Source organism: Prauserella aidingensis, from assembly GCF_024171865.1.
Taxonomy (GTDB): Bacteria; Actinomycetota; Actinomycetes; order Mycobacteriales; family Pseudonocardiaceae; genus Prauserella; species Prauserella aidingensis.
Genome location: NZ_JAMTCN010000031.1, coordinates 46518 through 52517 on the forward strand (window position 1 = coordinate 46518; position 6000 = coordinate 52517).

The window sequence follows — 6000 nt, forward strand, 5'->3', positions numbered from 1 at the left end:
GGTCGAGGGAGTAGTTGTGAGGGGACGGGTGCCGTTGCGAGGGGCGGGGTGGGTTACTCATCTCGCCTCCCGGGAATTCATGCGCGGCCGCGGTCGTTGAACCTCGGCCGAACCCTCCCCACGTCCGAAAGGCGCCGCCCTTGTCCGTGTCCGCAGACGACCGGGCCACCGACACCGGTAAGACCGCTGCGATCGCCGAGGAACAGGAGTACGTCACCGGCCTGTACGCCGCGTTGGACGCCGAGCGCGAGCTCGTCGCCCGCAGGCTCGAGGAGAGCCTCCGTGCCGTCGACGACGGCGAACCGCAGGCGCAGGCCGAGCGCGAGGCCGCGACGGCCACCTACAGCGACCGCATGGCACAGCTGAAGTCGGTCGAACAGGGCCTGTGCTTCGGCAGGCTCGACTTCACCGACGAGCGGCTCGCCCGCGGTGACGTCGAATCGCCGCTGTACATCGGCAGGTTGGGGCTGTTCGACGAGTCCGACGACTACCGCCCGTTGTTGATCGACTGGCGCGCCCCGGTGGCACGTCCGTTCTACCTGGCTACCGCCGCGTCGCCGGACGGCGTGCGCAGGCGGAGGCACCTGCGCACCCTGACCCGGCGGGTCGTGGACGTGGACGACGAGGTGCTCGCCCTCGGCGTCGAGGGCGACAGCGACCACCTCGGGCTGGCGGGAGAGGCGGCGTTGTTGTCGGCGCTGGAGCGGCGCCGCACGGGCGAGATGAGCGACATCGTCGCGACCATCCAGGCCGAGCAGGATCGCATCATCCGTGCCGACATGGGCGGGGTGCTCGTCGTCCAGGGCGGTCCCGGCACGGGCAAGACGGCCGTCGCCCTGCACCGCGCCGCGTATCTGCTCTACACCTACCGCAGGCAGCTCACCACCCGCGGCGTGCTGGTCGTCGGGCCGAACAGCACGTTCCTGCGCTACATCGGCCAGGTGCTGCCGTCGCTGGGCGAGACGGGCGTGCTGCTGGCCACGGTCGGTGAGCTGCTGCCCGGGCTCGAGGCCGTCGGGACCGACACCCCGGAGGCCGCGGAGGTCAAGGGCCGCATCGACATGGCGGACGTGCTCGCGCGGGCCGTGCGGGACCGGCAGACCGTGCCCGACGACGTGATGCGCATCGACGCCGAGGACAACGACGTGCTCACGCTGGACCGGCGCACGGCAGAACGGGCGCGGGAGAAGGCGCGGGCCACCCTGAAGCCGCACAACGTGGCGCGCCGCGTGTTCGTCGACACCCTGCTGGACGCCCTCGCCGAGCAGGCCGTGTCCCGGCTCGAGTCGAGCGTGCTCGACGACGTCCCCGAGATCCCGTTGACCGAGGACGAGGCCGACGACGGCGTGCTGCTGGACGAGCGCGACTACGCCACGATCCGGCAGGAGCTGACCGAGGACCGCGCGGTGCGGGCTGCGCTGCACACGCTGTGGCCGAAGCTGACGCCGCAGGAACTGCTGGCCGACCTGCTGACCGACGCCGACCGGCTGGCGTCGGCCGCCGACGGGGTGCTGACCGACGCCGACCGCGACACGTTGCTGCGCAGGCCCGGCTCGTGGTGGACCCCCGGTGACGTGCCGCTGCTCGACGAGCTGGCCGAGCTGCTGGGCGAGGACGACACCGAGGCCCGGCAGCGCCGTGAGCGCCGCGAACGCGAGGAACGCGCGTACGCCGAGGGTGTGCTGCACGTGCTCGAACAGGACGACGAGATCCTCGACGAGGACCAGATCCGGGTGCGGGACGTCCTCGACGCCGAGATGATCGCCGAGCGGCAGGAGGCCCGGAGCAACCTGACCGCGGCACAGCGGGCAGCGCGGGACCGGACGTGGACGTTCGGGCACGTCATCGTCGACGAGGCGCAGGAGCTGTCGGCGATGGACTGGCGCACGGTGATGCGGCGCTGCCCGAGCCGGTCGATGACGTTGGTCGGCGACGTGTCGCAGACCGGTTCGCGCGGCGGCAGTTCCTCGTGGGCCGACGTGCTCTCGCCGTACGTGGAGGACCGGTGGCGGCTCCGCGAGCTGACCGTGAACTACCGCACTCCTGCCGAGGTGATGGACGTCGCCGCGGGCGTGCTCGCGGCGATCGATCCGCAGCTGCGGGCGCCGCGGTCCGTCCGCGACACCGGGGTGCGGCCGTGGCAGCGCTGTGCGGTCCGCGACGACGTGGCCGCCGAGTTGAAGTCCATTGTGGACGGGGAACTGGCCGAAGTGGACGGCGGCACGGTCGCCGTCGTCGTGCCCGAGGCGCTGGCGGATGTGACGTTCGACTCGCCGGCGATCGACGCCGAGCGCGTGTCGGTGCTGACCGTGGGCCGGGCGAAGGGGCTGGAGTTCGACTCGGTCGTCGTCGTGGCACCCGACGAGATCATCGCCGAGTCGCCGCGCGGTCTGAACGACCTGTACGTGGCGCTCACGCGTGCCACCCAACGGCTCGGGATCGTGCACACCGGTCCGGTGCCCGCCGCGCTCGAGAGCGCGGTGTCAGGTGCACAAACCGCCCGGTGACCGGGCGGCTAGGGTAGGCACATGCGCAAAGCTGGCAAGATCCTGATCGCGGCGGCCGCCGCCACGGCGCTCGCGGCGTGTTCGCCGTCCCTGCAGGAACCGACCGACCAGCCGGCGGGCGAGCAGAACACGCACACGCCCGCACCCGTGTCGGTCTCCGAGAGTGCCGCGTCCGAGAGTGCGGGTTCCGAGGGGGCCGGGTCCCACGGCGCCGGCGGCGGACACACCGGGGGCGGCGACGGCGCCGCCACGTGTGCGGCCGCCGACATCACGGTCGACACCGCGTCGGCCGAACCGCGGGTCGAGATCCCGCGCGACTGCGCCGCCCCGGCACAGGTCGTCACCCGGGACCTCGCGTCCGGCTCCGGCCCGGCCGCGACGCCCCAGTCGACGGTGCAGCTGGACTACACCGTGTTCGGCTGGTCCGACGGTGGTGTCGCCGACAGCGGCACCGCGTCGATCGACCTCTCGGCGCCCGCGGGTGAGATCGACGGGTGGCCGCAGGCCCTCGACGGTGTCCGGCAGGGCGGCGAGCGTGTCGTCGTGCTGCCGCCGGACCTGGGTTACTCCGAGCAGAGCGGCAACCCGCTCGCCGGTGAGAACCTCGTCGTGGTCGCCGAGGTCACCGGCATCTCCTGACGCGTCCGTCCTCACGCCGCAGCTGGCCCTACGCCGCACTCGTTCCGACGCCGCAGTCGTTCCAATACCGCAGTTGTTCCAATACCGCAGCGCCGCCCCCAGCAGCCCGGAGAGGAGCCGCTGGGGGCGGTCGCATGCCCGTGGGTCGTTCGCCGGTCAGGGGACGAGCAGCACCTTGCCGGTGGTGCGGCGGCCTTCGAGATCCTCGTGGGCGGTGCGCGCGTCGGCGAGCGGATACCGCGCGCCGACGCGTACGTCGAGGGTGCCCGCGGCCACGGCCGAGAACAGGTCCCCGGTGCGCCGGGTGAGTTCGTCACGGGTGGCGACGTAGTCGGCGGCCGTGGGACGCGTGAGGTACAGCGATCCGCCGGAGTTGAGCACCTGCGGGTCGATCGGTGGCACCGGACCGCTCGAGGCGCCGAACAGCACGAGCATGCCGCGCCTGCGCAAGCACCGCAGGCTCGCGTCGTACGTACTCGCCCCGACACCGTCGTAGACCACGGGAACGCCCTCGCCGCCGGTCAGTTCGTCGACCACCTCGGAGAAGTCCCGGTCGGTGTAGCGGATCACCTCGTCGGCGCCCGCGCGGCGCGCGAGCGTCTCCTTCTCGGCGGTCGACACGGTGCCGAGCACGCGGGCGCCCTTCGCCTTGGCGAGCTGGGTCAGCAGGAGTCCCACTCCGCCCGCCGCCGCGTGGACCAGGATCGTCTCGCCCTCGCTCACGGGATAGGTCGAGTTGACGAGGTAGTGCGCCGTGATGCCCTGCAGCATCACGGCCGCCGCCGTCTCGGCCGGCACGCCGTCCGGAACGGGGACGGCGATGTCGGCGGGGACGACGGCCCGCTGGGCGTACCCGCCGGGATAGCCCTGCCAGGCCACCGTGTCACCGGGCGCTAGGTCGGTGACCCCGGCGCCGACCTCGGCGATCGTTCCCGCGCCTTCGAGGCCCGGGGTGTAGGGCAGGTTCATCGAGTACACGCCCGCGCGCTGATACGTGTCGATGTAGTTGACCCCTGCGGCGGCGACGTCGATGAGCACCTCACCGGGTCCGGGAGAGGGCACCTCGACGTCCGCGGGCGTGAGGACCTCCGGACCTCCGGTGCGTTCGATCCGGATGGCTGTGGGCATGCGGCTTCCTCCTCGGTGAGGTTCGTCGGACGTGACGGCTCCGACCTTAGAGCCCGGGCCATGATCGTGACGTGCAGCGCGTCCCCACCCGCGGCGCCGAGCCGACCCCTACACTGTCGCCGTGGCTGAGACCGAGAGCACCGAGAACACCCCGGCCGAGCCGACGAAGGCACAGCTGTCCGCCGCACGCGCGTTCGCCGCCGAGCACGGCACGCCGACCCGCGCCGTCGTGGAGCGGATCGGGAGCATGGGCGCCCGTGTCGTGCTGGTCGGCGCCGACGGCGCCATGGGCGACGTGGTCGTGCCGAGTCCCGAGACCGGAGCCGCGCTCGTCGAGGCGATCGACGACGTCGAGGCCGCCGAATGGGACTCGGACACCGTGAACAGCACGGCGATCGGCGCCGAGCACCGGCGCAGGATGGCCGGCCCCCGCGCCCGCGCGTGAGTCCGGCCGCGCGTACGGCCCTGCTGGTCGGCTGTGCCGGCGTGCCGCAGGGTGACGGTGACGAGCACGCCGTTCCGGCCGCGCTCGCCGATGTCGGCGTCGACACGCGATGGGCCGTCTGGGACGACCCCGCCGAGGACTTCGCGGCCGCCGACCTGGTGATCCTGCGGTCGACGTGGGACTACACCGAGCGACGCGAGGAGTTCCTCGCGTGGTGCGCGTCGGTACCGGGCCTGGTGAACCGGGCGCACGTGGTGCGGTGGAACACCGACAAGGCCTACCTGCTCGACCTCGCCACGGCCGGGGTCGACGTCGTGCCGACCGCACTCGCCGCGCCGGGGGAGAAGCCGGAGTGGCCGGGCCGCGACTTCGTCGTGAAGCCGTCCGTGGGTGCGGGCTCGCGCGGTGCGGCGCGGTTCACGCCGTCCGGACACGAGGCCGCGGCCCGGCACCTGGAGGCGTTGCACGACGACGGCTACACGGCCGTCGTCCAGCCGTACCAGCCCGCGGTCGACAGCGAGGGCGAGACGGCGCTCGTGTTCTTCGGCGGCCAGTACTCGCACGCCTTCACCAAGGGACCCATGCTCAGCGGTGCCGATCTGGACGAATCGGGGCTGTTCGTCACCGAGAAGCTGGGCACCGCCACACCGGACGGTCGGTGGCGCGCGCTCGCGGAAGACGCGCTGGACGCCGCGGCCGTTCGTCTCGGCCTGCACCGCAGCGAGCTGCTCTACGCGCGTGTCGACCTGGTGCGGACCGCCTCGGGTGAGCCCGCGGTACTGGAGCTCGAGGTGAGTGAGCCGAGTCTGGGCTTCCGGCAGGCCGACCCCGACGCGCCCGTACGGTTCGCGTCGGCCGTGCGGGCTGCGCTCACCCGGTCCCGCTGACGGCAGCGCTCCGCCTCGCCGTCACCGCCTCGCCGTCACCGCGGCGCCCCCCCGTTACCTTTTTCGTGGCTCCTTGGTCGAGGGGCTCCTGGTCTCCAGGTCCGGCATGACTGATGCCCCCAGTCGAACGCATGATCCGGGGGGGTGGTGTCACCGGGCTTGGTGCATCGCTGGATCGCTAATAGGGACACGGCCGCACGGTGTGAGGTCTCGTCGTAACGTGGATGCCGACCACCGGTGCGTGACTGGTGACCAGGACCGACGCGGCGAAAGGCCTGGTAGATGGACCGCGATCATGACTACGGTGTGTTCCTCGGGCTCGATGTCGGCAAGGGTGAACACCACGCGATCGGGCTGGCCCCGGACGGCACACGGCTGCACGATGCGGCGTTGC

At 72.3% G+C, this 6000-nt stretch carries 5 protein-coding genes; 4 read left to right on the forward strand and 1 reads right to left on the reverse strand.

Annotated elements, in window-relative coordinates:
• Positions 1-140 precede the first annotated feature (140 nt).
• Both LY13_RS22545 and LY13_RS22550 read left to right on the forward strand, forming a co-directional pair.
• The gene (locus tag LY13_RS22545; protein ID WP_253830553.1) at positions 141-2507 is read left to right on the forward strand and encodes an ATP-binding domain-containing protein; all 2367 of its coding nucleotides are present in this window, start codon (positions 141-143) and stop codon (positions 2505-2507) included.
• A 21-nt stretch (positions 2508-2528) separates the two neighbouring features.
• The gene (locus LY13_RS22550; protein WP_253830554.1) at positions 2529-3146 is read left to right on the forward strand and encodes an FKBP-type peptidyl-prolyl cis-trans isomerase; all 618 of its coding nucleotides are present in this window, start codon (positions 2529-2531) and stop codon (positions 3144-3146) included.
• Positions 3147-3302: 156 nt separating this feature from the next.
• On the opposite strand, the gene LY13_RS22555 is transcribed toward LY13_RS22550, so the two are convergent.
• Entirely contained in the window at positions 3303-4274 is a 972-nt protein-coding gene (locus LY13_RS22555; protein ID WP_253830555.1) for a quinone oxidoreductase family protein, read from the reverse strand.
• A 121-nt stretch (positions 4275-4395) separates the two neighbouring features.
• Between LY13_RS22555 and LY13_RS22560 the strand changes: the two genes are divergently transcribed.
• Both LY13_RS22560 and LY13_RS22565 read left to right on the forward strand, forming a co-directional pair.
• Positions 4396-4719: a hypothetical protein gene (locus LY13_RS22560; RefSeq protein WP_253830556.1), complete on the forward strand. Its 324-nt coding sequence runs from the start codon at positions 4396-4398 to the stop codon at positions 4717-4719.
• Between the two features lie 41 nt (positions 4720-4760).
• Positions 4761-5606 carry an ATP-grasp domain-containing protein gene (locus LY13_RS22565; RefSeq protein ID WP_253830557.1) on the forward strand — a complete coding sequence of 282 codons (846 nt, stop codon included), beginning with the start codon at positions 4761-4763 and terminating at the stop codon, positions 5604-5606.
• The last annotated feature ends 394 nt before the right edge of the window (positions 5607-6000 follow it).

Coding starts and splice junctions, on each gene's coding strand:
- LY13_RS22550 (WP_253830554.1), top strand. CDS start 2,529: ATGCGCAAAGCTGGCAAGATCCTGATCGCGGCGGCCGCCGCCACGGCG.
- LY13_RS22555 (WP_253830555.1), bottom strand. CDS start 4,274: ATGCCCACAGCCATCCGGATCGAACGCACCGGAGGTCCGGAGGTCCTC.